The following is a 26,133-nucleotide window of genomic DNA, read 5'->3' on the forward strand; positions in this document are numbered from 1 at the left end:
ATCTCGGTAAGTGGTTTATAGATATTGTTTACAGTACTGCTTGATTTTGGACGAGTTTTTTATTTGGTAGTCCCTTACAACTCTTAGGCTTCTTCGGAAGTTGAATTAATGGAAACAAGGCTTGTTCTATGTCATCAACAGAATCGTCTACTTTAGGCTTCTTCGGAAGTTGAATTAATGGAAACGCATTCAAGGACTGGGTATAGCCCATGTTTTCACCGCTTTAGGCTTCTTCGGAAGTTGAATTAATGGAAACGCTTCCGGAGCCAGCAGCACCAAATGTCACAGTGGGCATCTTTAGGCTTCTTCGGAAGTTGAATTAATGGAAACGTGTTTGTCCGGATGTTGTTGTCTTGAGCAATTCCGTGCTTTAGGCTTCTTCGGAAGTTGAATTAATGGAAACGTGCAACCTCTTTGTTTTCATCGTACTCTTCATCAACTTTAGGCTTCTTCGGAAGTTGAATTAATGGAAACAGAAACATTCTAATTTTTAGCGATTACGAAAACTTGTCTTTAGGCTTCTTCGGAAGTTGAATTAATGGAAACATCATCATCTTCATTGACGGGTCCGGCAGACTTAAAAGACTTTAGGCTTCTTCGGAAGTTGAATTAATGGAAACTGTAACTGTTGTTACTACGATTAACATTCAGACAAACTTTAGGCTTCTTCGGAAGTTGAATTAATGGAAACAAGAAATCTACGATAACATCAAAAACATCTTTAACAGACTTTAGGCTTCTTCGGAAGTTGAATTAATGGAAACATGTAAATGTCCACAATTAGGATTGCTACAGCCGTCTTTAGGCTTCTTCGGAAGTTGAATTAATGGAAACAAGCGGTGGAACTAAGGGCACAAAATCTGGCTGACCAACTTTAGGCTTCTTCGGAAGTTGAATTAATGGAAACCTTCGAGGGTTTGGTATACCTGATCCCCAATTTTAGCTTTAGGCTTCTTCGGAAGTTGAATTAATGGAAACTAGCTAAGGGTAGCTAGAATCTACTATTGAACAGTTCTTTAGGCTTCTTCGGAAGTTGAATTAATGGAAACCTGACTGGTTCATCGATCCGGATGCCATGGAACCGTACTTTAGGCTTCTTCGGAAGTTGAATTAATGGAAACTGTTGGGGTTATAAGACCCCTTATTGGTTTGGTCCTTTAGGCTTCTTCGGAAGTTGAATTAATGGAAACTTGGATACACAATCACCTCTTCCGGTATTGCAACCTCTTTAGGCTTCTTCGGAAGTTGAATTAATGGAAACTAGAAGTGAAAGAGCCGTTAGGGTTCGACTGACTGGACTTTAGGCTTCTTCGGAAGTTGAATTAATGGAAACTTCATCTACATTAGTAATATGAAGTGGAGGAGTTGTAACTTTAGGCTTCTTCGGAAGTTGAATTAATGGAAACTCTCATTAGAAACAAGTACATTACCGGCGATATCTGCTTTAGGCTTCTTCGGAAGTTGAATTAATGGAAACTTCTTCCTCTTCATCACCCGGTCCGGCGACAATAGCAGCTTTAGGCTTCTTCGGAAGTTGAATTAATGGAAACAAATTTGTGCCTGCTACAATTTCTTCAGCTTTAGACAAATCTTTAGGCTTCTTCGGAAGTTGAATTAATGGAAACTGAGCGAGAATTAAGAGTTGTTAATAACTCTTTGAACTCTTTAGGCTTCTTCGGAAGTTGAATTAATGGAAACTTTCCGCCTACTCTTTTTGAATAGGTGGGATTGATCTTTAGGCTTCTTCGGAAGTTGAATTAATGGAAACTATGATACTTCCCCTGGGTGGGGCATGTAATCTCCGGCTTTAGGCTTCTTCGGAAGTTGAATTAATGGAAACTTGACGACGGTTGCCGTCTTCGTCGTAGCGTCGGGTTGGACCGCTTTAGGCTTCTTCGGAAGTTGAATTAATGGAAACCCGGGAAATCTTTCATCCAAGGCCTCCCGAAATTTTTTGCTTTAGGCTTCTTCGGAAGTTGAATTAATGGAAACATGAACAACCTCGTTTCTGTCTATAACACTCCAATCTTTAGGCTTCTTCGGAAGTTGAATTAATGGAAACACATTTCTTGCCCGGGATTCCGAACAAAGAAATAAACTTTAGGCTTCTTCGGAAGTTGAATTAATGGAAACATCGTTCTGCGAATAATCGAGACGAGTTGCACCCAAACTTTAGGCTTCTTCGGAAGTTGAATTAATGGAAACCTGGTACAGGGGCTGGAGCAGGGCTTTCAGTCAGCTTTAGGCTTCTTCGGAAGTTGAATTAATGGAAACTTTCCTTTATGGCTAAACCTAGCCGACCTAGAAACAGCTTTAGGCTTCTTCGGAAGTTGAATTAATGGAAACAAAAGACATACTTATTAAAGGTGCAATCTTCCCCTCTTTAGGCTTCTTCGGAAGTTGAATTAATGGAAACTTTAGGCTGGAGCACACCGTCTACCCACACCATCTTTAGGCTTCTTCGGAAGTTGAATTAATGGAAACTTTTTGAGGGTTTACTTGAACATTCATGGGAGCCATTTGAGCTTTAGGCTTCTTCGGAAGTTGAATTAATGGAAACGGGTTTTTTCGTTCTGACCTCCCGACAGAATATATACTTTAGGCTTCTTCGGAAGTTGAATTAATGGAAACTCGAGCCAATACTCCCTGGATTTAGCACATATATATCAGCTTTAGGCTTCTTCGGAAGTTGAATTAATGGAAACCAGTGGCAGGAGGAGCAACCGGAGCAGTCAATCGGATCTTTAGGCTTCTTCGGAAGTTGAATTAATGGAAACGTTGATGGTTGCGAGTCGAGAAGTATCACCTCCCAACTCCTTTAGGCTTCTTCGGAAGTTGAATTAATGGAAACGTGCTGATTCCAATGTTACCAAAACCACGGCATTACTCTTTAGGCTTCTTCGGAAGTTGAATTAATGGAAACTTGGGCTGTGATGTTTGGGTAGCTTTTTCTACAGTTTAGGCTTCTTCGGAAGTTGAATTAATGGAAACCAAGGGCCTGTTGGGGGTAACTTTTTTTCCGCCGCCTGCTTTAGGCTTCTTCGGAAGTTGAATTAATGGAAACTCTGCTGAATTATACCTTCTTGCTTCAAAATTATAATCTCCTTTAGGCTTCTTCGGAAGTTGAATTAATGGAAACCACAATGTCCTCATGAAGAGACTCAGGCAATTTTTCTTTAGGCTTCTTCGGAAGTTGAATTAATGGAAACCCGGGTCAACGTCGCCATAACCAGCTTCAACAACTTTAGGCTTCTTCGGAAGTTGAATTAATGGAAACAGCACAACGGACGATTTTAAAGTTCTTGACTTCTTTTACCTTTAGGCTTCTTCGGAAGTTGAATTAATGGAAACTATCATTAACTTTTTTCTAACATTCTTGCAATATGCTTTAGGCTTCTTCGGAAGTTGAATTAATGGAAACAATATCGTCAGCATTTTCAACCACTGATAGCACAACTTTAGGCTTCTTCGGAAGTTGAATTAATGGAAACCAGAAGCGTTTGGCATTGGCCTGTTGGGGTCGTAACAACTTTAGGCTTCTTCGGAAGTTGAATTAATGGAAACAAGAGCAGAAGCGAGCAAACCAAAACCTAAACGCAAAACTTTAGGCTTCTTCGGAAGTTGAATTAATGGAAACACTTCAGCAGAAAGGGGTAAACCATGTTCTTGCTTCTTTAGGCTTCTTCGGAAGTTGAATTAATGGAAACATCTCGCTGTTACCCGTTAAACAGGTTTGCAGGTCTAACGACTTTAGGCTTCTTCGGAAGTTGAATTAATGGAAACTTCATGATCGTAAGTTCCTTAACTAGGTTGAGTGAATTTGAACTTTAGGCTTCTTCGGAAGTTGAATTAATGGAAACAAAAGTGTATATTCCTGTGTGGGAAAGCTTTTGAACTTTAGGCTTCTTCGGAAGTTGAATTAATGGAAACAGTTCCAGATGTCTGCTAGAGTAAAGTTCACATCGACTTTAGGCTTCTTCGGAAGTTGAATTAATGGAAACTAACAGAAATGAAGCAACGGAAACAGCAGAAACGAAACGACTTTAGGCTTCTTCGGAAGTTGAATTAATGGAAACTTTCCCCGTATTGGACGGTTTGGGTTCGGTTCCGGCTTTAGGCTTCTTCGGAAGTTGAATTAATGGAAACAAGAGCATTTTTTCCACTCAGTGGAACCAGTCATACCGCTTTACGCTTGTTCGGAAGTTGAATTAATAATCCCAACTGATTAGCCCCAGAGAGTTGGGCGGAGTGAAACGCAGGGTTTGCTTCACTCAACCCAACCTACGAAACTCATATACGAACTCATATACACCCCCCTCGTACTCGAATACGAACTCAAATACCCCTCTGAGAACATAGAAATACAGGGCCCAAAGAGAGCGATAGAGAGCGAAACAAACATCTCTCAAACCGCCACTTAGCCCCAGTACCACATTTATCAGAGGGAAAACATGACCGCAGTATACATCACTAAACCCGGTTCAATTCTCAGCGTCCAACAGCATCATTTCCAAGTAATCCACCGAGAAAACTTGTGTCAAAGCGTGCCAATCAAGCAAGTCACCCAAATTATTCTGTTTAGCCTTTGCCAGTTGTCACGTCAAGCCGTCAAACTAGCATCGTCCCGCAAAATTCCCATCTATTTTATCAGCCGCCAAGGCGAAGAATTGGGCAACTGCGAACCCCAACGCCAGCCTGAACGACCTGCAAAACATCGCTTCCAGCAACTCAAACGCCTGCAAGACCCAGAATTTGTTCGCGCTTTTGCTGAGAGCATTACTTGGGCAAAAATGCACAATGAAAGCGTATTGCTCCAGCAGTTGCACGTCAGCAGTGCTGCATTCGAGCCTGAAGTTTACCGCGCCTTTTTCAAATTGTTAATGGATGACTTGCCGATGGCTTATTCCATCGATGAGCTGCGGGAGTACGATGTCACCGCCGAGAGCTTTTATTATCCCGCCCTGGGTTCCTTGCTACCCTTGCAGTTGGGTTTTCGGTGGCGCGATTTGCAGCATCCGTCAGACCCCATTAACCGAATGCTAAATCTGGGAAATACCCTGTTGCACCAACAAACATCTACTTTTGTGCAGGTACTGGGATTGGATGCGGACATCAGCCATCTGCACGTTCCCAGCCAGCACCAAAAACCCCTTGTTTGCGATTTAATGGCAGAATTTCGCCCGATGCTGGTAGATGAATTAGCCGTCAACTTAGCCAAATCCCGCATCATTACCGCACGAGATATTATCCATCAAAACGGTAGCGGAGCCTTCCTGTCGCCTCGCGCCCTCCAAACATTCATTCAGCATTGGGAAGAGAAACTGCGAACTTTAGTAACGCATCCCCATGCAGGAACCGTTAGCTATCGCCACTGTTTGGAATTGCAAGTACGGGAATATATCGCCTGCGTGTTGGGGGACGTTCAGCATTACCGACCGCTGGTTTGGACACTCCCCAAAAATAACGCTGCTGCCAATTCTAACGACTTGGAAGATGAATATCCCCTACTGGTCAAAATGTAATATACCTCGACCATGTTTCTTGTGGAACAGGCATCTTGCCTGTTCAAGACTAACTTTTCTGGGGATGTCCAATGTTTTACCTCATCTGCTACGACATTGTAGATGACCGCCGCCGCCTGAAAATTTCTAAATTATTAGAAACCTGCGGTTGCCGAGTTCAGAAGTCGGTTTTTGAGTGCGTGTTGGATGAAAAACGGCAAGAACAACTGCAAAAACGGTTGTTGAAATTGCTTAACAAACGGCAAGACCAAATCCGATTCTATCCTCTTTCTGCTCACTGTCGGTGCAAAGTAACGGTGCTGGGAGTGCAACCAAAGTTTGCAATAGACGATGAGGCTTTCATTGTTTAGATAGCCGGAAAGTTCCTGATATTGGGAAAACGGGAGGATGTATTTTCTCCCTTTTCCCCCAGGGGGGATTTATGAGCGATGAAGCTGCTAAATTTAGGCTGCGGTTTTCTCCAAAAGTCCAAAAACAACTGAAATCGCTCCCCGTTAAAGTTCAAAAGCAATACCGCAAAGCTTTTAAAACAATCGCATCTGAGGGCCCGGAATACAGAAGCTTGAGAACCCACCGATACAGACATCAAAAAGGTGAAGTTTGGGGTTCTGCGGCTTCGATGGCTCTGAGGTTTTATTGGAAGTATGCGGAAGAGCAAACAATTTCGATTGAGGAAATTGATTCGCACTAGCAGCGGTTGAGTGATTTTGGGAGATACCTCGCTGGGTCAATATCTGTCATCAAAAGGAAGGTGGAATCGATGCACAGCTCTAAAATCAGGTCAATTATGGACAGAGGTGGAGATTTAATTTCAGCACTGCCACTAAAAGATTTGAGGAGAATGCCGCCTGCACTTAAGTTATCTGCGAACTTGAACTTTACGGAAATTCATCCCCCGCGCTTTGAGTACGGCGAGATGGTGCGCTGGGTGGGTGTTGGCGAAGAAAGTGACTGGGGGATAGTTATTGGCAATTTTTACAACTACGAACCACGTCGGTGCTGTTGGATTTGGTGCTACATAATTTGGCTGGCTGCTGATTCTAAGAGTGTGGGTTGGTGTCAGTTTGATACGGCGCAGGAGGAAGATTTAGAGGTTTTTGAGGATGAAAAAGCCGCGAAGTTTGACAAGTAGAGAGCGCAATTTGATTGCCGTTTACTGTCAATGCCAATTGGGTATGACACCGAGACAGTTTTATGCTAAATGGGGAGTGACTCATGAGGAAATCGCTTTTATTTGTTCTCGTTCAAATTCGACTGTACGGGGTTGGTTTAAGCGGGATAAGAGCCGAAGGTTTCCTACCGCTGTCGATTTGCGTCATTTGGCAGTAATGGACTTCCTGCTAGAGCATTTTGAGGAAATTCCCGGCGAACTCAGGAGCCGGCTGTGTCCGCCTTCTCAAAGTTAAAAGTCAAAAGTTGGCACTCTGGTCTACTTTTTTACTTGTAGTTGATATCACAAATCAGTCAATTTGTCAATATCACTCTGACCTGTCTTTGAAAGTGCAGTTTCATTACAGTCTTAGTATGGCTTCTTTGAAGTCGAATTAATGGAAACACCTGCATTTAGGTATCCTAAAGTAAAAGCCGTTGGCGATTTCGCCAGCGGCTTTTACTCGTTACCAGATTTAGAGATTCTATAACAACAATTAACAATGTAGTAGGGTGCGTCAAGGAGGATTATTTTTGTTCTAAACTAACAATCTTACAACTGAGGCAGGGGCTAACAAACGGTGCGTCAGAACGAGATTTTTCGTGATGATTCAAAATTCCACAACTGACGCACCCTACCACTAGGAATAACGCACTATTTCAATTTGTCTGTTTCGAGGCGGTTGAGTATCCAAGCAACTATATCAGAATAAATGTAGTAGGGAGTAGTGCTGCTATACCCGACAAAAGATGGTTTGGCCATCTCTAACAAGTCAAACGTTGCGCTGCATATTTCACTCATTACCTGCAATATTTCCTCCGGCTTGCAAGTTTTTATCGCTTCTTGTCTTATTTGTTTGTCGACCGATAAGCGGTCGAATTTTAACATTTCAGACATAGTTTTTTGGGATACACCTTTAGCTAAATGAATCATTTTATTCCGTTTTTGAAGCCAATAATCTAATATCATCAATGATTCTTTAATATCTTCCCAAATTTTCCTGTCTTTTCCTCTAACATCCACCAAGTTTTTAACCAGCCTATACTTACTGAAGCGGTTTCTAAGTAAATAAGGGCTATTGTCAAAATCCCATTCTTTAAATTCATTATTCTTTTTTCTTTCTTGCCTATAGAATTTCTCCCACAGTTTAGGTTCAACTAAGTTTTTTTGCAACTGCCAATCATTGATATCGCCCACAAAGTATTGACTGCCCTCTAAAGTAATAATTAAATAATTGAGCAACTCTTCCCAAAAGGAGCTCAAGCGTGCCAAAAAGTTGGCTACCTGATTTAATTCCCAGTATATGCGACATTGAACATATAAATTCAGCCAAGATTCATAATTTTGTTCTAACACTGTCAGCGCTGTTAGTGCCGGATTAGAGTTAAGAATATTTTGCGTGTCGGCACGGTCTAAATTGATAAAAGACAAGCCCAAATTGAGGGCAGCAGTTGCCGATTCTATCGCAATTCGACTCTCTTCAATATCTGCTTCACCTACTATTCCATCCGGGAGTAAACTGAGACTATTTTGCCAATCATCTAGAATCATAATAGCACCGTCAAAATCCCAGCGGGTAAGTAACTGCCTTACTGTGTCGTATTTTTGACTCCGCAGGTGTCGCCAATACAAAGTTAGTTGGCAGTCAGAAGGTTCTCCTTGCAAAATTATCTCTAAGTTTAATCCGGGATCGATAAAAACTAAATTCTTAAAGTTGGAATCAATGGCTTGAATTTGCAAGGCTGTGATCATTGTACCAGTGCCGCCTTTGATACTCACTAGAACCAAGTTTTTGTTAGGTTCAGTTTCAGCGGACAATAGATTTAGTTTTTCATCAATCGCAATTTGTTTAAGGTGTTTTTCATACTCGCTGAGGAGAGGTTCCAATTTGTTGGCTTCTATTTTGCTGTCGAGAGTTTTATTTTCTAGTATGAATGGTATGTTTTCCAATTCCAGCCACTTCACTAAAATGTCATACAAAAAGATTGTATCTTTTTCGTGTCCGTCAGGGGTTTGAGGTGTCACTTGGTTGGTAACAAATATGTAACCTTTTGTTGCACCGAGACTGATAGCTTTTTGAATGGCGCCCCAGATGCGGACTGGTTTAATTCGAGGATGCCATTTCCCCGGATTATCTCGGTACTTTTTCAATACAACTTGAGTTAATTCACGGCTAGTTTGTTTGGTGTTAATGGGAAATCCTAAATCATGGTAAAGGATGGTTTCAATATACTTGCGCTGTTTTTTGTAATCCCACAATTCTTGCAGTTTTGGCGGCAATTTAGCAATTTGTTCGCCAATATTGGCTTCGCTGGGCAAATAGTCAATGGGTAAATAGTAGTTTTTGCCTTGTATGGAAATTTGGATAGTGAGGTCTGAAGTGCCGATATTTGCAATTAAGATAGCCATGATTTTTTGGATTGATGATTTGATATTTAGAAGGCAGACACCGGGGCACCGCCCCTACGGCGGTGTTCAAAGTTTCCCTTGGTTTAACAAATATGCACTACTTTTTGTCTCGCTGTTTGATGCGATTCAAAATCCAATGCCAGCCGCCTGTACCCAACCAAGTTAAGACTCCGGCTGCTACTCCGGCTGCTACACTCAATAATAAAATTAAAACTGCTGGATGAATTGTATCTATTTTCCAAGTGGGGTTCAAGCTTAATGGCTGTTGGATGTAATTGGCAATGCTGGAGGCGATAATGCCACCGATACCTACGGCTACGCCGATAACTTGTATGGTAGTTTCTAAGCGGCGGGTTTGCTGCATGAGGGTGTATTCGTACATATCGCGCACTTCGTCGTTTACTTCTTGGTACAATTCTTGTATTTGAAATACTTGATGCCACTGCCGGTAACAGCGATGGTGGTGTTCCCGCTGCATTACTTGAGTGAAATAGCCCCGGGCTGTGAATACTAGCAATTGATTGCGGATTTCTTCAAATACCTGTTCGCGCTGTCTGTGGGTGTATTTTCCGCCGTCACCCAGCCAATTCATCGCTACTTTTGATGATAGCATCATCAGGGTAAAGCGCTGGTGCAAGGCAATCAGAAATAGCAGAAAATATTGTTCGCGCAGGTGAGAGGGTAAGGTTTGACGGAAGAAAGGAGTTTTAGGGGGATCTGCTGCTAGGAAGCTGCCACCTTCTAAGGAAAAGATAAACCACTGGCGACTGGCGTAGGGCAGCCAAGCTGGATTGTTGAATTCTAAGTCTTCGGGGGCTGGATTGTTGCCTTGTTCTTGATGGAATAAGTTTTGCAACTTATAGAGTAAAAGTTGGGTTTCATCGACGGGTAGGTGGTCGGCAAATAATGCCGTAAAGGACAGCATCTGTCCAGGAACAAAAACTTCACTCCACCATTGTTTTGATGTCGGTTCGGGTAAGGAGTTAGGTGGTAATGCTGATTTTTGTAGTAAATTTGTCACTACTTCACCGAAGTAAACTTTACCTTTTTGATATTGGGCTTGGCCTCCTGCTAATTCTGGGAAAAAAGGCTCTAATTGGGGTTGTTTTGTGTCGGGGTTGAAACCGATGCGCCGCTCAGCTTTTACGTGGGTTCCTTGTTGTCCCCGCAGAAAGCGAAAGTAGTGCAGAAAGTTGAGCCAGTCGTTAATGTTGTCGGAGTCGGGCTGGACTTTGACTGTTAAAAATCCGACTCCTATTTGAAACAGTGCTAGTTGAACTACTTTGTTGCCTTCTCCTGCTTCCCCAAAGGTAAAGGGAATTTCACTTATGGGAGTAATTAATTGCCACTGGGCTCGGAAACCCAAAATATCGCGGGCTACTTCGTTGAGTTTCCACAAGCGGGCTGTGGGGAAATGATTGTCTGTAGAATTGAGGTAATTGGCGACGTGAAATAGCAAGTCGTCTTTGGGAAATGACTGGGGTTCCCACAGCAATTGATTTTCTTTGGTTGGTATTTGGGTCCTAGAAATCGCGTTTTTGAGGGTGGCAAAGTTTTGAGTTTCAAATATGAACGGGTACACAAAATAAATGAATGACCCGTTTTGGTCTACTGTTGCTCCGTTAAAGTTCACTTCTGCTACCTTGTTAAATGGGAGGGAAGGTCGATCGCTCTCGATCATACATAATATAAGATGTTGTTCCTTCACAATACTCCGGACAGTTTTTAAGCAGCCAGAGTACCATAAGACAAGACTGAAGGAAGGTTAGGGTGATTTAAAATCAAATCCGGGTCTAAATCTAACTTATCAATAAAGGTAGAAAGTAGATGCGCGATTTTATTCCAGACGTTTATAAGAGGCCATAGAAAACACAAACGACTTGGCAGATGAATGACAACTAGAGAGTTGATGTTTAGCTAAGTTTAAGGCAATTAGACTGGCATTAAAATGAAAATCAAGCCGTGGTAAATGACGAGCTTGACAATCAGACAATCCTGTAAATTGCTTGGCATCACGAAAAATAAATTCAATCTGGAAGCGAGCCTGATAATATTCAAGAATTTGCTCAGGTGGTAGGTGAATATCAGTGCTAAACAATAAAGCATTTTTGATTTTGCCGTTGGCTTGAACTTCAGAAAGACAAACCAAACAAATTGGGCAATTTAAACAACAACTCCACGCAATCAATGTATATAATGAAACTCCCGGTTTTAGGTATTTAACGAAATTAAGACGACTCAAATCATGGCAGTCAACCTTGCCATCATATTTACGTGGAGCTCCCAGTTTCTTTTGTTCACCTGTATAGAGATAGCGTAGGTTAGCATCACTTCTTAACTTGCCAATAAAGTCTAAATTTAAGTCCCGCACAGCATCCCAGAATTGAGAGCGATAGTAATAGCCATCAGCCACCAAATAACGTACAGAAGTTGGGAAGTAACAACGAGTATTCTTTAGATGTTGTGCATAGTCATCAACTCTTGTGATGTCAGGCTTTGAACTTTGAAAGTCAGGTTTTTTGCGAGATTTTTTTGAGCGGTTATTATTCGGTTTTTGGGGCAGCTTTTTCGCAGGCTTTATTTGAGGGCGTGATGGAGTTTGTTGTACACTTAAACTATAAGATAAACGAGTCTCAATTTCGACAATAGAAATCACAGAAATTTCCAATCCCTCTTCCGATTTTCCCGCTACACCATTATAATAATAAGCTTTACCGTCAGTTTTTTTGCCGCTTTTTCTTAAAAAAGAACAATCAATAACAGCAATAACTGTGTGTTTAGGATTTAAAGCTTCTTTGAGAAAATATTGATTAAATTGTGGAAAGTTAAAGCTTTTGATAAAGTGACGACGGTAGGTTTTTTCACTCAAACAGCTATAACGACTGAGATTCGTGAAGTTGACCTTGCCATAGGCCAGCAAAATAGTTGAAAATAAAGTGATTAAAAACTTCTTTTGGGGTTGACTAATCCCCGGCATTTGTTGTAAGATGGATTCAATAATCTTCATAAGGCAATCTGTTGAGCTTGTGTGTTTTTATAGCTTAACCTAAAAGAGTGCCTTTTTTTCTGTTGATTTTGGGTTCAGATTGCACTCACTTTTTTCACTTCTCTATTTTATTGTGATCGCATTCCTCTTTAAAAACTGTCCGGAGTATTGCCTTCAGCTAGAAATTTAAATATGAAAATCTGAAATTCTTCACTGTCAGGAGCCGGGGGAGGTTCAGAATAACAGAATTACATTACAATGCGTAAATCCTCAAAAATTGCGATTGAGACTTACGCACTGTAATGGCAGCATCAGGGTTTGAGATTCTTCACAAGGCTTGCGAATAAGATAATCAGATTATTAGTGCATAAGTTCTACTAAAGGATAGGGTAATCCCCCCTTGTGGAACCCGGATTGGGGGTAGGCACAGGGGCGCTACCCCTACAAATCTGCAATTAGTAACTCGGATTGCCGGTAACAAACGCCGCCGATACCCACTGGTTTGTATTTTGCAAGCGGAACCAACGGTTTTCATTCTTCCCTTCCCGCGCATCCCAGTGAGTTGTGCCCACGGTGGTAGCGTCAAAAGTCCGGCTGTTATTGGTGGCGAGAGAGCCTACAACGGGGAAATTCGTTCCCGGCCCGCTGCGGACGTTTAAACTTCCATCGGCGGTGCCGTTGAATACCGGATTACCGGTGATAAATGCGCCAGAAACCCACTGGTTTGTACCTTGAATGCGGAACCAGCGATCGTCATTGCGCTGTTCGCGAGCATCCCAAACAGTGGTACTGCGAGAAACTGCGTCGAAATTGCGGCTGGTGTTGGGACTCAGCGAACCAACTATGGGACTGTTCGTTCCTGGGCTGCTGCGAACGTTAAGTTGTCCGTCTACTGTACCCCGGAACAAGGTGCCAGTTACGGGATTCTGTGTGATGGGATTCTGGGTGGGATTTCCTGACAGATATACAAATTTAGCACTATTAAAAGCACTGGTTCCGGGGTTAATAGTGCGCGAGTTGAATGACATTCTTGCCGAGGCAAAATTGGCTTCGGAAATCACAAAAGAACCGTTAGCATTCACTCGTTCGACAAAGCCTACATGACCTACGCTACCTGCACCGCCTTGATTTGGGTCCCAGACTACAAAACTGTTAGCTTTTGCTTGACGGCCCCAGGAACCGGCCTGGTCGTCCCAAACACCTGCGTGACCGGAAATTTTTCCTCCTAAACCGCTATAGTTTTGAAGCAAACCTTTTTCTAAGGCTCGACCAAAAGCAAAGTCTGTACACCAAAGATAGGTGCCGCCAGTGCCGTTACTTGCAACAAATTTATTGCCGGAACGACTGTAATTAGCTGAGTTGAAGTTGATCTGAAATTCAGAGGGCGTTGATTGTTCTATGAAAACAGTTTTGCCGCCTAGGGTAATAGTTGCTGCATCGTCTTCTGATTTGAGAGCGAGAATTTCGGGTTTGCTCAATTCTTTGCCTCGAACAACGGCGGCAAAAATCTCGCCTTCATCGCCAGCAGCATCGGCAATATTGATTCGGGAGTCTATGAAATGCCCCATTTCTTCTAGCAGCACGCTTGCTACGGCTTCGGGATTGTTCGCGTTTTGCTGAATGTACTCTTTTGACAGATAAATCTCGCCGTTTAAGCTGTCAAAAGCACCGTTAGCATTATTGATTTGAGAACTGGAAATAACTGTCACTCGTGGCAGATTTTTGGTGTTGCCACTGGCGGTGGCTTGTACTATAGTTTGAGCGGCTGCCAAGTCAATGTCATCTCCAAAGGCAAGTTTCATATCTTGGTTGAAATTCGCTGTATTAGCAAAGCGTTTGAGATAGCTGCTAGCAATTTCTTGAGCTTGTTCTATGACTGAACCTGTGAGTACATCGGCGGGTGCGTTGGATTGTGGAAGGTTGGCGGCGCTGGATGTTGCAGGGTTAACTGATATTGCGGATGGTTGCTGGCTGAGGATAAAGTTGCTGATATCTGGTGTTGGATAGTTGAGATTAAGTTCGGGTAGGAAAGTGCCGATGTCGGGTGAACTTTTAGTGGTTCCGGTAGGGAGTGTTTTTGCTAAAGGATCTAATTTTATCTCGAAAGCAGTGGGGTCAACATTAGGGGAGGTTTGCCAGGAGTTGCTGTTGTTGGAGAAGGTTGAATCTAACATGATTTTACGTTTTTATAATTGAGATTGGCTGGTACATTGCTGTTGTTAGTGACATCTTAATGCTGAGTTTCCGCGCTCAACTAGAGATTTTGTGCGAATGACAATTCGTGCGAATGACGATTTGATATGGCACATTTACAATAAAATTCCAATGTTGTTGGTGCGAATGACGATTTAAATTAGGGCTTATATCAAATTCGGGGTTGATTTATGAAGGAGGCGGTTGAAACCGCGTCTACACAAACTTTCGTCCGCGCAACGCGAGACTCAAGAGTAAAGATTGTGACTCACCCAAAAATTCTCGCATTTACCCGCGAGTCCGCCAGGGGTTAAAAACCTCTGGCGGACTCTCGGACTTGCGGGTTGGCGGACTCTCTGATTTATTCGCGATAAACCTCAACAATGCGATCGCCAATATTTTTAATTTTCTCCACCAATTCCGGCGGCTTGACTACCTTAACACTGCCGCCAAACCCGATAATCCACTGCTCCAAACTGATATCATTTAAAGACCAATTTGGCAATACAACTCGAAACCGATGGGGAAACTTAGCATCTCCAGTTGGTTGCAAAGAAAACAGAGATTTAAATCCTTCAGGTTTTTTCCCTCCCACAGGAGGTGACATCTTCATTACAGGAAATCGCTTAGTTCCCTCGGCAACAAATCGAAATTTATCGTCACTAAACCAAAGTTCCACAGTTATTTCTGCGCCCGATCGCACTTTTTTATCTGAGCTGAGAAACTGCTGCTGCAAACTAGCAGTTTTACCGAGAAATATCCCGGCACTTGCTGCTAAAAGTTGATTCAGTTTTTGTAAAGATTGTTCTTGAGTCTGGCGATCGCGCTTTTTCCCTTGAGGTTGACCTAAAAACAATCTATCCAGCCTTTCAAAACGCAACAAACCATTATCTTTTTTGCCTGCACATTCAAGCCCCAAATACCAAGCAAAGTTATAAAACACTATTTGCAGCGGCCACGCTAAAAAGAAGCCGTCCGCATCTCCCGAAAATCGACCGCCACCGAGAAAACGGCCCAATTCTAAGAGTTCTCCACCAATAATTGCTGCTTCCAATTTGGCTAAATTATTTGATAAGGCTTTGCCATCTAAAATGCTGTCGGTATCGACAATGCAGCGATTGGCGATCGCCCTTACAGGATAAGCATCAGGAGAATTAAGTTTGCTGAGTTTCATCCGTTCTTTAAACATTTCAAAAACAGCTAAAGCTTCGGGGTCTTCTAAACTTTTGGCTTGAGATTGCAGAATTCCGAATACTTGATTCAGTTCGCGCTGCGATAAAATACCAGTACCTGCAAAGTAGCCGTGTCGCAGGGGAAATTCTGGCAATATTTGATAAGGTTTCAGGATTTTTTCAATATCTTTCTGTACGAGATCTAAAATATTACCGCTAAGAATATTATTTTCTGTGAGGCCTGCGATTAGTGCTTTTTGGCTGCGGTTTTCGGAATTGGGTAAAAATGGGTGGTGAATGATAAACCGAATAATTTTTAGCAGCCGCTTGAATGGTTCTGAATCTGAGTAAGCGTGAGTGATTAGGTTTGAGTCTTCAATTACGGTGACATCAATATCGTTTTCGACTTCTCCCAAATCGCCGTTTTTAACTGTTCGCAATCCCATACTATTTTCGATTCCCCCCAACCCCCCCTTGGTAAGGGGGGGAGTAGTAGGATTTTTTTTGTCGTGTGGGGGAGTAATGGGATTTGTTCGATCGCCTAAAGAAATAGTGTTGTTTCCAATGCCGATTAGTTTATTTTCTTGCAGCCATTGCAAGTCGAGCGCAATTGTGTTATAATTAGCATAAATACTGCCTTTAAGTTGGTGCATTACCGCACAAATTTCGTCAACTGAATCCGCAAAATGTGGTACTTTGCTCAAAATTGATTCTAACACTTTTGGGTCATTGATATGTAAGTATCCGATACCGGAATAGCGGATAATTAATGCTATTAAATGCAGCAAGCGATCGAAATCTTGCAGTTTTGAGTATTGGTGCAGGGTAATTTGACCATGTTTAGTGCGGTTGATGCGGTTGGTGCAGGCGCGATCGAGCTTTTGAATTTTGTTTTGAATATCTGTCATATCAAACTCGCCGTCAGTTTGGGGAATACTATTGACGGCTGCAAAGCCTTCTGCGGGAAGCGGCGGGAAGTCTTTCAGGGATTTGAACATATCGGCGATTACTTTGTCGGGTACGATGCGATCGCGCTGTTGATTGCGCTGCTGGCAAGTTTCTAAGGGGGTTTTGAGATGCCAAGCCATCCACAATATGGGTTCTGATGTGCGATCGTCCCCAGGAGTGAGGGGGGAGTCGGAATTCAACTGCATGAGGAGTGACATTCGCCACGGGCGTTTGGCGTTGGTGGCATCGTAGATGACTGGTTGGTTAAGGGCGCTCGCGCTTCGGATTTGCTGTAGAATTTGATGTTCTATTTCTGTCCAATCTCCTTGAATGCTGGCATCGCCGTAGAGTTGTTCGCGAATTTCGTCGGTGGAAACAATCTGATAGTTTGCTAGGGGGGCTAGTTGTTGGGCAAAGGTTGATTTTCCGCTGCCTGGTGGGCCGATGAGAAGGTGACAAATCATGTTAGTTTTGGAATTGGGAATTGGGCATGGGGCATGGGGCATGGGAGGGTATTTATCGCAGTCCTTCATCTAATAATTGAGCGATTGCCCAGTCTTTTACTTCGCTATAGATGTAATGATGGGTGGAAGTACGGACGAATTGATGCAGGTATTCGGGTTTGACGATTCCTAAATTGCTGGTGAGGATTTTTGCCATGTTCTCAATTATGCGATCGGGAGGACAAATATCAGGATTTTCGGCTTTAACTTCCTGATACAATGAGTTCATGCGTTTTTTTGACATTCCTTTGCTGTGGTGAATCAATTGATTGCGATGGCTACACCAATAATCTAAACTTTCTAACAGCAATAGAATTTCCTGCCAAGCTTGCTGTTCCGAGGCTTGGTTGCGCTGTAGGATTTTTTCGCTGATGAAATTTCGCTTCTCAAAGCGGTTTTTCAAATAAGGAAAATCTATGTTAATTCCGATTTGTATGGCAGTTTTCTCTAAAACTCCTTCATAAAAAGAGCTGATTCTTGACAAAAAGTTAGCTATTTGGTCGAGATTGTAGTAAATGCGACACTGCGAGTAGAGATTTAACAGGGAGTCATAAGTTGAGACTTGCTTAACTAACTTTTTAGATAACTTAGAGGCTAGCTGAGAATTGTGTGCCAAAAAATTCTTAGCAGTTTGATTGTCTAAATTCAAACAATAATCGCCAATTTCCAGAGTTTTAACGATACGAGACAGTAATTCATTGCTAGCTGACAATTTAGGGTCGTTGATATATGGTTTTAAAAATTTCAAAGTTGTCAGCCAACCGTCTAGAATAGAAATGGCACCTCGAAAATCCCAGCGGGATTCTAGGATGATTTTAGCATCTTGATATTTCTGACTCCGCATATACCGCCAGTAGGATGTGAAATCGCATTCTGATGCTTGACCTCTGAGAATATTTTTAGGTGACAACTGAGGATTGATAAATAGTTGGTTGGTGACAGATGAGGCGATCGCCTGCATGGTCAAAGCTAACTGCATTTGAGGAGTTCCGCCTTTGATGGCTATTAAAATAGTTTGTTCGCTGCGAATGTGCTGGAAAAAAAACTGGTAGTAATAGTTGAGCAATTCGTCGCGATCGACTGCTGAGATGTGTTGAGGAATGACTTTACCTATCAATTCCAGGTCTGGGATTTCGCGCTTAAACCACTTTTTTAGAATGCTAAATAGATGGATAGAATCTGAGGGATACCCCAGAAAATTGAATTTTTCTTGACCAGATTTAGGATCTAAGATAAACTCAGGCTGGTCTGTAACAAAAATGTAAGCTTTTTTGACTTGAAAATTAGGGTCTTGGGTAGCAGTTTGCAAGACACCCCAAATCCGACCGGGACGAATGCGATCGTGCCAGGTTCCTGTTTGGTCATTTTCATAGGCTGCTAACAGTTTTTGAGTTAGTTCGCGAAATGAAAATGATTTTTGACCGTTTCTATTTTCGGTGACAGTAACTCCCAGTTCGGGACAAAGTTCGCTGATGATGTAACTTTGTCGCAATTGTGCGTCCCAGACAGTTTTTTCATCTTCTGTCAATCCAGATTCGTCTATATTTGGTTCGTTGCGATCGAATCCTACGGGGATGTAGTAGTCGTCAATTTTTACAGTTAAGTCAGATGTACCGATGTTGGCGATGAGAATTGCAGTCATGGCAGTTATTATTTAAGTGAAGACGATTAATTTTGAGGAAGCGGCCAGACTGGAATAGAATTTGGTGGCAAAGCGTTAGCAAAGGCGGCGCGATCGCGCTGATTTGCACCAAAAATAGTTACAGCTTGATAAGGTAGTTTGTTTTCAGGAAAGTTTGACTTAATCACGACATAGGAGGGGGTTGAACCATCCGCATTGTTACTAATCTGTCCGCCGACATTAGCATTTCCTTGTCCTTGCTGATTGACTCCTTTAAAGCGGTTGTCATAAAGTAAAATCAACGCCTTTCCCCGTATCTCTGGTGTTGTACCATTGCGTGGCCAATTATCAATCCCTTCGGGATGCTGTAATCTCTCGCAAGGTACTAAAAAAATTTGAGCGTTGTTATTCAAAACATCCTGATTGCGATGACCGGGAGTGCCAGGATTTCCGTTCCCAGGAATATCGCGGGAGGGTTGCACTGCAAGGAATGCGTTACGCACAGTGGGAAGAAATCTTGTTGTCCAAGTCGTTACATTGGATGACAAGCGTAATTTCTCTGATTTTAATTCCCAATGACATCCCCGCAGTCCTGGATAAGGGTGATTCCAATGCAGAGGGCGTCTTGAACCTCTTCCAATTCCTCCCAAATGTGATGCTAGTTCCAAGACTTTCTGTATCAAAATTAGATGATTCTCTTGCTTTGCTTCCAGGAGAATCATGCCACTGTAAAAATAGGGGCGATCGCGATCGCCTGTTTCCTCTTCTTCCCACTCCACCCCAATCCGAATAGTACCTACTTGGCTGGAAGGTTTGATCGTACCAAATAGTTCAGCTTCCAAAGTTTTACATTGATTTGGAGGATAAATGCCAAGGGCGATCGCCCGAAACCAATATCGCAACATCCCCCGTACCGCAGTCGGGCGAAATTCTGGCATTCGCTGGAAAGCCCCATACATCCCCGCTGTCCACAACTCGAATGTATAAAATTTTGTAAATAAATTATTAGTCGATCTTTTTGATGTTAGCGTTGTTCGCCCGTATCCCGAACTTACCCGCGAACCAATACCAGATGTTGCTAGAGTTTGTTCCAACCATATTTTAACTGTTTTTACGTCTTCTGGATTGTTACCTCTACTGGTAAGTGCTAAGCCAATCGCCAATTCGGGCTGTTCCATTGACAGCAAAGGATGGGGTTCTGGTTTGTATTTTATGCAACGATCGCCATCATCCCAATGCCAATTAGGATTTGCCATATCAACACTCAAACACGGCTTAGTTGGAAAAGCATCCAAAAATTGCACGCAGCAACCAATCCCATTATCTAACGTACCTAACAATCGGTCTATTTCAGGTTGTTGGTTCTGTTTTGCCCAAGCCAGTACCGCCCCTTTAATGCTGCTTGAAGGGACGTAAGGAACGCCATATACGGGATGGAAAACAGGCAAAAGTATCTCTCGAAAGCCGCCAGTTCCTCCTACTCGCACTCGCCAGGGAAATTGGACAGTCAAAACTTCAGTAGCAATCAGCTGAGTTTTTGCTGTTAGTTGTTTGTAAAGCTGCTGACAAGTTTCTTCTGCTGCTACAGCAGCTTCTAAAGCTGGCTGATAAAATTCTCCAAATAAAGTTTGATTGAGAGCTTGCAAAGGACTGATAATTTGATTTCTGCGTTGCTGATTATTGCGATTATTAATCATACTTCTTCAGCCTCTCCTAATACTGCGGGTGCCCAAAATGACCATTCTTTAGCTAACTGTATTGCTAAGCGATTCAGAGCAGTGTAATTTCTTAAAGGCAGATGAATGAGAGTGCGTTCGTCATTAACATCAAAATCTGCACCGCTAAAAGCCTGAAGTTTGACCAAAAACTTCCGATAAACTTTGCCTTTATATATGGTATCCTCAGCAGTTCCTGCCTCAAATTTCCTCATATCTCCACTCAGTCGGTGCAATCCCCAAGTTGAAATATAAGCAGTTAAGCCTTGGATCAGTCCACTAGCTTTTTTATGGTGTTTATCTCTCAAATTATCTCTTTCTAAGTTAAAAATTTCCAACTCATCCTTGAGATCTGTCAGTGCTGTATAAGCTTCTTGACTAAATTTACGCGGATCTAGATTCATGATTTGCCCTCGTTAGTTATGCTATGTCGATCGATGTTTTAATGGTCTTCAAATCTACCCAACCTCTACCCAAACCTTCTAAACCTCCAAATTGCAGCCTTTTTGTCAGTATTTCGGGGAGTTTTTGGCGAATATTTTTAGTTTTTTCAGCATCTTTAGCTGCTTTCATTCCCCAAGGAAAGAACAACACTGCTTCTGGCGGAATCGCTTCTTCCGAACGGAAGGAACCGCCTTTTACTGTTTTGCTACCTTTTTCCAAAGCTACCCGCACTTCTCTTTGCAATCCAGTTTCTACCAACGCCACGCAATCTTCATCGCTCAAAACTACTAATTTGTTGATCAACTGACCGATAAGTCCATTATTGCCTGTTAATTCTTTCAGTTCTTTGTCAAGACTATTTTTTTCAAGTTGATTTAGTAGATTTAGATGCTGCTGTCTTAAGAGTGCTGTTTGCAGGTAAAGATTGTTGGTTTGAAAACTAACTAAAGCAGGTTGTTCTTCAGCAATACTTTCTCGCCATTGTTTAATTAAACCAGTCAAAGGAGAATTTGTTAACCAGCGATTCCAGCGATCGAGCCACAGGGGACAAGTAATCCAAACCAGATGGTGACTTAATGAAGCGATGGGAAAAAATAGAAGAGTAGCATCGGCAAACCAAACTTCTCCTTCTGTAGGTTGTTGCCCGCCTGTAATTTTTTGTCCGAAAAAAATTCCGGCTTCGGTTTCGTGACTGCGTTCTAATTCTGAGCGGATTTTTCCCCGCAAAGAAGAAGCAGGTAAATAAGGAAATTCGGTATGAACTTCGCGGGCAATTCCCATGAGGTTGCCTTCGTTGGCACTACCTCCAGTGTGCAAAGCAGTAAGTAGGTGTAAGTAAGTTATGTAAGTATTCATTATCTCGTTCCCCACAGTAGTTTTCCGTAATTTAATTGTTCAAAAGTTTTCAGCCAACTCCCGCCCCCTGATGGTAATAATCTTTCATCTTTTTTAGGCAGTTTCTCATTAAAAATGTAAACCGTCCCTGGTGGCACAAATGCCCGCTGTGGCAGCAAAGCAAATTCAGTATCTCCGTTATTTGAGGAGTTGAGACTTCGCCGCTTAATGCTAGATACTCCCCCCCAAAGTAAAGCCCGATCGCTCGCACATCCACTCAGCAAACCTTGCCAACTTTTCGGATAAACTCCATACACCGCTGTTTCTTTTTCTGCAAGTCCCGGCGTCAGTAAATAAGCAAAATTGCTGGCTTCTGTATTGCTGGCTTCTGTTGGTTCGGTAAAACCCTCTAAAGGCTGCCATTGTTTAAAATCTGGTAATGGCGAAACCAAGACTCGATGTCCTTCACCTCCCAAGCGCACAACATCAGGTGTTTCTAATTTGTGGCTCATTCCAGCTACCAGTTTCCAACCCGAATGCAATCGCACCGCTACTTCAGTAAAATATCCTTCCTCTTCTTTAACTTGCCTTTCCCCCGATTTCATGTGAATGTGCGGCATGATTTGAAGGCTCCAAGGATCTGGGTGAAAATACTTCTGTTTTTCATCCTTTGGTGGTTTTAGTGTTTCTCCCTTAAGGTATTGGCTTAATGCTTCAGCAGAAATCCAAGTCTGAGGCCGACAAATAAATTCATTTTGGTTGAGTACAGGAGTTACCATCGGTGGCAGTTTATCTTTATCAAAACCGAATTTTTCCATAGCTTCAGGAGTCATCGGCTGAAAGCGTAGAGTTCTGTCCCAATTATCTGTTTGTTCGTCTAAATCATCTTCTGGTGTTTCTTGCTGATTTTCTGGCTTACTTTTAACCGCTAATAGATCTTTCGGAGTCGGCAACCATAAAACATCATCAGCATCTAGTAAAAAAGGGCCAATGAATTCTAAGTTTCGCTTTTTACTTGAGGTTTCTTTACCATAAAAATCTAAGAGCGATCGCAGTGCTTGAAAAACTGTAACAGGCATTGGCGGAAATTGTCCTTTTGCCCAGGAACCTTCCCCCGGCACGAAAGGTTTAGCTTCCCGAAACAACAGCACATCTAGAGGTTCGATCGCGTACCAATTTATCCAATCGTCCATCAGTTACTCTCCTCTTTCCCATTTATCTTGCTGCACCATCTTGTCTACCCAAAAAGCACTGAATCTCAACAAATTACCCAAATCTTGCGGTTGAATTCCTAAAGTTTTTTGAGCCTCGCTTGTTCTGAGCCAATCTTCTAAACTTAAATCAGGTTTTTGAGGATCAGGTTTTTGAGAATCAGGTTTTTGAGGTTTTAAACTTTTAACCCATTCCTCCCAAGCTATCAGCCATGTAACTAGCGAAGTCTTAACATCTTCGTTCAGCGTCTTACTTTCATCTCGACTTTTGATAATTACTCCTGCGGCTTTCTCAAATAATTGACTGCTTTCAGTAACGCAGGCACGCCGCGGCAACTCTTCAGCTAGGCGATAAAGTAGCGGGCTGAGTTCCTCTGTGGGAGACTTGAGAAAACCGTACCAAGACTCTAATAAATTACCTTTCATCACCGCTTCCAAGGTATTGCCACCACCGTAAATTACGCGGAAACATAAGCCATCTTTACCGGGTAATTTCTTAGCTCTTTCCTTTTCAGCAGTCCAGAGACTTTCTAACACAGTTGGCAAAGGTACGCTCTTGTGAGCAATTACAATTCCCGCGCTCATTGTTGCCCCTTTCCCCATTGTGAAAAGAGGGCGATGTGGCAATCCTTTTATTGTTTCTATGGGCTGCCAGTATCCCGTTGAATCTCCGTTTTCAGCGACATGGTTAAATTCATTAAATGGGTCTTGACTCCCGCACCAAGCAGCTCGCAGTGACAGGAGATATTCTGGTAAATCGGCGATCGGCAAAACTGCCATTACATCATCGCCGCCACTATAAACTACTTTACCGCAAAATCGCTTTTCTGTGATGTGAGGAACTAACCGATTTGAAAAATCCAACAAGGCGCGATTTAGCCCGACGTGTGTAGCTGGGCCCATGCGTTTTTTAGTGTTTAATAACTCATCCAAATTGTCATAATGCTCAGATTCTTGTTGGACTATATATTCCCTGTAATCCTTGAGTTTGCCACCTGAAACGTATTTGCCCATGCTATCGCCGTCAGCCAGGACAATTGCCCACCAATCAGCCGGACTGCCATCGCCAAAACCGCTGTCTTTATGCGCTCGATCGACCAATTTTCTGAGAGTTTCCAGTTGTTCTCCCTTCAAGCTCATATCTTCAGCCAGCCACTTGCTAGAAAACATAACTCCGTTATAACCCTTGTCTGTTTTGACAACTTGTTGCTTGTGCTTAAGAATAACAGCATCAGTTTTTGGTACTTGAAAGGGACGGCGAGTGCGACGACGAAAATTTTTAAGCTGTTTTGAGTTAAAGATTTTATTGCCATTGGAGTCAACAGCATTCTTTAATTTGAGACGCAAGTTAATCCAATATTTGCGAATTAGTTGAGGGTTGTTGTGGGCAAATTTTGCTGCCGCGATAGAACTTAAATTAGGAAAGCGAATTAAACTCTCATAGTCAATACGATCGCCTCCAGCAGATTCATCTCTATTAATCGTCATTCCCAAAGATTCAGCTACGCCACCGTATCCCCAAGCCATGCGCTTTGTTAATTCAATCGCATTCAGTTTTTCGGAACCGTTAAATACCCCCGGATAAACCTTTGCCATTACTTGCCAAAAAAGTCGCATCGAACCCGCCGATACTCCCCCACCTTCACAAAAGTCATCTCTGTAAAGTAAATTGGGATGCACTGCACTGTATTGACCGGAAAGTGTAGAACGTTCCCCCGGTGCGGCGGGAATTTGCCAAGTGCGCGTGTTTTTGATTGATTGAATTAATCGACCAAGACGTGATTGAACGTTGCCCCACCAAGTACCGACATTAAGAGTCTTGTAAAACGTTTCTTCGGGTGCAGTTGGAGTAGATTGGTTGGAACGAGAAGGTGCGATCGCCTCTTGCGCTTGTTTCCAATCCTTGTTAAATTCCCCGTTTTCTTCTTCTTCAATCATCAGCGATTGACCGCTATCACCTAAAGGAACGGCTGTCCAATAAGCTTCCCAAGAATTATTGATTTGAGCTTCCCAAAGACGATTCCATTCCCAACATCCATGTTGCTGCCATTTTTGGATATCTCGGTCGTCAGCGGGAGTATTGAAACCCAATTCGGCGATTTTATCTCTATTTTCCCCAACTTTCAACCATTGGATCGCTTTTGTTTTTATGTCTTCTCGGACTTTTTGAGCGATATCTTGCCATTCTTTTTTAAGCTGTAGTTCCAGTTCTTCACCTAATTGTTCTGCTGCTGCTTTACCAGGAACTAAGGCGGTAATCGTATTGGGAAAGCCTGCGGTACTCAAACTGGTTGATTGTCGGTTTTGAAAACGAATAACCGGAGTTTTGTCTGACTGCAATTGTTTGAAAAATTCGGCAAAGTCCGAATATTCTTTGAGAATGAGCGCGTCGATAATTTCCTGACCCCACAACGAAGGCGTAATTACTGCATCCGGGCCGTATTTATCGGCAATGTACCAGCAGACTTTAGCACCTAAATAGTGGAGCAAGTATGACCCAGCCCAGAAGTCTAAAAACTTGCGCGATGCTTTAATAAATTCTTGGACTGGTGAAAAGGTAAATAACAATAAATACGGATGTTCTTTTTCAGCGGACTCCCCATCGGGAAACATCGCGCCTGTCAAAGCGGAAACTGTTGCTTTGTGGGAGTGAATCGGACAATCTGGGAGAATTTTGTGGGCGGGAACTAATAGAGCATCGGTTTGTTTTTTCGCTAAAATCTCTGGAGAGAAGCGCCAAAACCACCAGAATACTTTTTTAACATCTGATTCTTGGGCGATCGCACCCAAATCGCCGATCGCGGGTAATTGACTATTAATCCCTGTTTGCGACTGACCGCTAATTGGGTGTCGGGCTTCACAAGTATCGCTATTTGGGGTGTTACTGGGAAGGTTCACGTGATCGGAAGAATCTGCGATCGCCTGCGGTAACGACAAATCCGAAGTATTTATTTGCCCTAATTGCCCTTCAAAACACTTTAACTGGCTGCATACAGACAGACACGTCTCTGGATTTTCCGAATCGTGCAGCAAGGCGTAAAGCTTGCGGTGGTAGTAGTTCATTTATTACTATTTCATACCAATAGAGTTAAAGTAGCACGTTTGGTTTGTAGCTGAGCTTACTCTCGTGCGAATGACGAAATATATATAGTAATTTCAAATAAGTATGAGACTATTTAAAAATGAGGTAAAATGAATAAAAATAGTGAAGCCGCTAGGAAAATGTCTTACAGTATTGATTTGAGAAAAAGAGTAGTGGATTATGTAGAAAATGGCGGTCGTATCGCTCAAGCGGTCGGACTTTTTCAGGTAGGAAGGGCAACGATATATCGGTGGCTGGGTCGGACCGACCTTAGAGCCACACAGGTAAAAAGGCGTAAGAGAAAACTAGATTGGCAAGCCTTAGAAAAGGATGTAAAAGAGAA

The 26,133-nt window shown here is 42.6% G+C and carries 17 protein-coding genes and 1 CRISPR repeat array; of the genes, 6 read left to right on the forward strand and 11 right to left on the reverse strand.

The genetic code is table 11. From position 1 onward, the window contains the following. Positions 1–81 precede the first annotated feature (81 nt). Positions 82–4,219: a CRISPR direct-repeat array (repeat unit 35 nt; unit sequence CTTTAGGCTTCTTCGGAAGTTGAATTAATGGAAAC). 232 nt (positions 4,220–4,451) lie between these two features. From cas1 to QUA83_RS24460, 5 genes are all read left to right on the forward strand, one after another. Next, the gene (gene cas1, locus QUA83_RS24440) at positions 4,452–5,522 is read left to right on the forward strand and encodes a CRISPR-associated endonuclease Cas1 (protein ID WP_333296467.1); all 1,071 of its coding nucleotides are present in this window, start codon (positions 4,452–4,454) and stop codon (positions 5,520–5,522) included. Positions 5,523–5,593: 71 nt separating this feature from the next. After that, complete coding sequence (gene cas2, locus QUA83_RS24445) at positions 5,594–5,872, forward strand: CRISPR-associated endonuclease Cas2 (RefSeq protein ID WP_333045383.1); 279 nt, start codon at positions 5,594–5,596, stop codon at positions 5,870–5,872. Positions 5,873–5,943: 71 nt separating this feature from the next. Beyond that, positions 5,944–6,213, forward strand: coding sequence for a hypothetical protein (locus QUA83_RS24450; protein WP_333296468.1), 270 nt, complete (start codon positions 5,944–5,946; stop codon positions 6,211–6,213). A 96-nt stretch (positions 6,214–6,309) separates the two neighbouring features. After that, a complete protein-coding gene (locus QUA83_RS24455; RefSeq protein ID WP_333296469.1) occupies positions 6,310–6,654 on the forward strand; it encodes a hypothetical protein in 345 nt (114 codons plus the stop codon). A 43-nt stretch (positions 6,655–6,697) separates the two neighbouring features. Further along, positions 6,698–6,928, forward strand: a complete 231-nt coding sequence (locus tag QUA83_RS24460; protein WP_333296470.1) for a helix-turn-helix domain-containing protein — start codon at positions 6,698–6,700, stop codon at positions 6,926–6,928. A 398-nt stretch (positions 6,929–7,326) separates the two neighbouring features. On the opposite strand, the gene QUA83_RS24465 is transcribed toward QUA83_RS24460, so the two are convergent. The 11 genes from QUA83_RS24465 to cas10 all read right to left on the reverse strand — a co-directional run bounded on the left by QUA83_RS24465 (position 7,327) and on the right by cas10 (position 25,771). Then, positions 7,327–9,081 (reverse strand): hypothetical protein, encoded by a 1,755-nt coding sequence (locus tag QUA83_RS24465; RefSeq protein WP_333296472.1) that lies wholly within the window; start codon positions 9,079–9,081, stop codon positions 7,327–7,329. A 97-nt stretch (positions 9,082–9,178) separates the two neighbouring features. After that, positions 9,179–10,789, reverse strand: a complete 1,611-nt coding sequence (locus QUA83_RS24470; protein WP_333296474.1) for a hypothetical protein — start codon at positions 10,787–10,789, stop codon at positions 9,179–9,181. Between the two features lie 129 nt (positions 10,790–10,918). Further along, entirely contained in the window at positions 10,919–12,088 is a 1,170-nt protein-coding gene (locus QUA83_RS24475) for a transposase (protein WP_333296475.1), read from the reverse strand. Between the two features lie 434 nt (positions 12,089–12,522). Continuing rightward, positions 12,523–14,241 (reverse strand): CHAP domain-containing protein, encoded by a 1,719-nt coding sequence (locus tag QUA83_RS24480; RefSeq protein WP_333296476.1) that lies wholly within the window; start codon positions 14,239–14,241, stop codon positions 12,523–12,525. A 380-nt stretch (positions 14,242–14,621) separates the two neighbouring features. Then, positions 14,622–16,844: a WYL domain-containing protein gene (locus QUA83_RS24485; protein ID WP_333296477.1), complete on the reverse strand. Its 2,223-nt coding sequence runs from the start codon at positions 16,842–16,844 to the stop codon at positions 14,622–14,624. Positions 16,845–16,896: 52 nt separating this feature from the next. Then, a complete protein-coding gene (locus QUA83_RS24490; RefSeq protein ID WP_333296478.1) occupies positions 16,897–18,525 on the reverse strand; it encodes a hypothetical protein in 1,629 nt (542 codons plus the stop codon). A gap of 26 nt (positions 18,526–18,551) precedes the next feature. Beyond that, entirely contained in the window at positions 18,552–20,201 is a 1,650-nt protein-coding gene (locus QUA83_RS24495; RefSeq protein WP_333296480.1) for an RAMP superfamily CRISPR-associated protein, read from the reverse strand. Continuing rightward, positions 20,198–20,623, reverse strand: coding sequence for a hypothetical protein (locus QUA83_RS24500; protein ID WP_333296481.1), 426 nt, complete (start codon positions 20,621–20,623; stop codon positions 20,198–20,200). Before QUA83_RS24500 ends, QUA83_RS24495 begins: the two co-directional genes overlap by 4 nt. A 16-nt stretch (positions 20,624–20,639) precedes the next feature. Next, complete coding sequence (cmr4, locus tag QUA83_RS24505) at positions 20,640–21,518, reverse strand: type III-B CRISPR module RAMP protein Cmr4 (RefSeq protein ID WP_333108364.1); 879 nt, start codon at positions 21,516–21,518, stop codon at positions 20,640–20,642. Continuing rightward, positions 21,518–22,690, reverse strand: coding sequence for a type III-B CRISPR module-associated Cmr3 family protein (locus QUA83_RS24510; protein ID WP_333296482.1), 1,173 nt, complete (start codon positions 22,688–22,690; stop codon positions 21,518–21,520). The genes cmr4 and QUA83_RS24510 overlap by 1 nt, the downstream gene beginning before the upstream one ends. Before the next feature lie 3 nt (positions 22,691–22,693). Continuing rightward, entirely contained in the window at positions 22,694–25,771 is a 3,078-nt protein-coding gene (gene cas10 / locus QUA83_RS24515; protein WP_333296484.1) for a type III-B CRISPR-associated protein Cas10/Cmr2, read from the reverse strand. A 159-nt stretch (positions 25,772–25,930) separates the two neighbouring features. Between cas10 and QUA83_RS24520 the strand changes: the two genes are divergently transcribed. After that, the coding region (locus QUA83_RS24520; RefSeq protein WP_333296486.1) for an IS630 transposase-related protein at positions 25,931–26,133 on the forward strand (203 nt) is incomplete at its 3' end.

The sequence above is a fragment of the Microcoleus sp. K1-B1 genome (assembly GCF_036704705.1).
Taxonomy (GTDB): domain Bacteria; phylum Cyanobacteriota; class Cyanobacteriia; order Cyanobacteriales; family Microcoleaceae; genus Microcoleus.